At 71.7% G+C, this 1933-nt stretch carries 1 protein-coding gene and 1 pseudogene; both read left to right on the top strand.

Annotation, left to right across the window (positions count from 1 at the left end):
• Positions 1-190 (top strand): annotated as a pseudogene (locus EIO58_RS17045) (hypothetical protein); the annotation flags it as partial.
• 38 nt (positions 191-228) lie between these two features.
• The coding region (locus tag EIO58_RS17040; RefSeq protein ID WP_164861830.1) for a beta-galactosidase at positions 229-1933 on the top strand (1705 nt) is incomplete at its 3' end.

Here is a 1933-nt window from a genome sequence, read left to right as displayed (position 1 = left end):
CGGCTGGCGCACCGCGGTCCACGGCATCCCGTCGGCCGTCACGGCCGACCCGATCGGCGCGATGTACCTCGCCGCGGCCGCCGTGCTCGCGGGCGTCGTGACCTGGATGCTGATCCCCCTGATCATCGCCGGGCTCGGCTGCGCCGCCTTCGCGGTCGTCGCCGTGCCCGCTCGCCGCGGCCGGCGCTGACCGCCGCTCGGACCACCCCAGAACAGGAGCTGCTCGACGTGCTGTACGGCGCCGACTACAACCCCGACCAGTGGCCGGAAGAGGTGTGGGACGAGGACGTCCGCCTGATGCAGGAGGCCGGCGTCAACATCGTGAGCCTCGGCATCTTCGCGTGGTCGCGCATCCAGCCCGCCGAGGACGTGTGGGACTTCGCCTGGCTCGACACGATCATCGGCAAGCTGCACGCCGGCGGCATCCGGGTGAACCTCGCGACGGCGACCGCCTCTCCGCCGCCGTGGGTGAGCGCGAACCATCCTGAGACGCTGCCCGCCGACGAGGCGGGCGCCTCGTACTGGCCGGGCAGCCGCCAGCACTTCGCCCCCTCGTCGCCGACGTACCGGCGCCTCGCCGGTGAGCTCGTGCGCCGCCTCGCCGAGCGCTACGCCCCTCACCCGGCCGTGGTGATGTGGCACGTCGGCAATGAGTTCGGGTGCCACCTGCCGATGGACTTCTCGGACGCCGCGCGCGACGCCTACCGCGTGTGGCTGCGCGACCGGTACGCCAGTGTCGACGCGCTCAACGACGCGTGGGGCACGAGCTTCTGGTCGCAGCGCTACGGGTCGTTCGACGAGATCTTCCCGCCACGCCTCGCCCCCTACAGCCACAACCCCTCGTCGATGCTCGACTACCGCCGGTTCACGTCCGACATGCTGCTCGAGTGTTACCTCATGGAGCGCGAGATCCTTCTCGCGGCGGGCGCGACGCAGCCGATCACGACGAACTTCATGGGTCCGTTCAAGCCGGCCGACTATCGCCGGTGGGCGCCGTTCATGGACGTCATCGCCGACGACTGCTACCCCGACCCGTCCAATCCGCACCGCGTGCGCGATGCGGCCTTCCAGCGCGATCTCGTGCGTTCCCTCAAGCCCGGCGTGCCGTGGCTGCTGTGGGAGCAGGCGACGGATGCCGTCAACTGGCGCCCGACGAACCCGGGCAAGCGCCCGGGCGCGCTCATGGCCGAGACGGCGCAGTCCATCGCCCGCGGAGCCGACGGCATCATGTTCTTCCAGTGGCGGCAGTCCCGCGCGGGCAGCGAGAAGTTCCACTCGGCGATGCTGCCGCACGCCGGCACCGAGACCCGAGTGTGGAACGCCGTCACCGAGCTCGGCGCGCGCCTGGCGGCACTGCCTGAGCTGCCCGCGCCCGGTCGAGACTCGCACGTGGCCCTGGTGTTCGACTGGGAGAGCTGGTGGGCCGTCGAGGAGCGCGACCACCCGACCGAGGTCGACTACCTCGCGCTCGTCCTCGACTGGTACGGCGCGTTTTACGCGCGCAAGATCCAGGTCGACATCATCGGCCCTGAAGAGGTCGACGGCGGGTACGACCTCGTAGTCGCACCCCTGCTGTACCTCCTGCGCGAGGAGGGCGCGCTCGCACTCGAGCGGTTCGTCGCAGCCGGAGGCACGCTGCTCGCGGGCCCCTTCACCGACATCGTCGACGGGCACGACCAGTTCCGCGACGGCGGATTCCTGACGCAGCTCAGCCCGGTGCTGGGCGTGCGGTTCGAGGACTTCGGCGCGCTCGGCGGCGCGAGCACCGGCGGAACCGGCGTCGGGGCGCAGCTGTCCCGCGGGGTGGGTTCGGGCGAAGCCGTCACGTTCCGGCTCGGAGACGCCGCGTACCCGGGGCGTCTGGTTGCCGAGCGCGTGCACGCGACGGGCGCCGAGGTCGTGGCGGCGTTCGACGACGGCCTCGCGGCCGGGT

It is taken from the genome of Microbacterium sp. CPCC 204701, assembly GCF_004010105.1.
In the GTDB taxonomy this organism is placed as follows: Bacteria; Actinomycetota; Actinomycetes; order Actinomycetales; family Microbacteriaceae; genus Microbacterium.
This window is presented reverse-complemented; position numbering and strand designations above follow the sequence as displayed.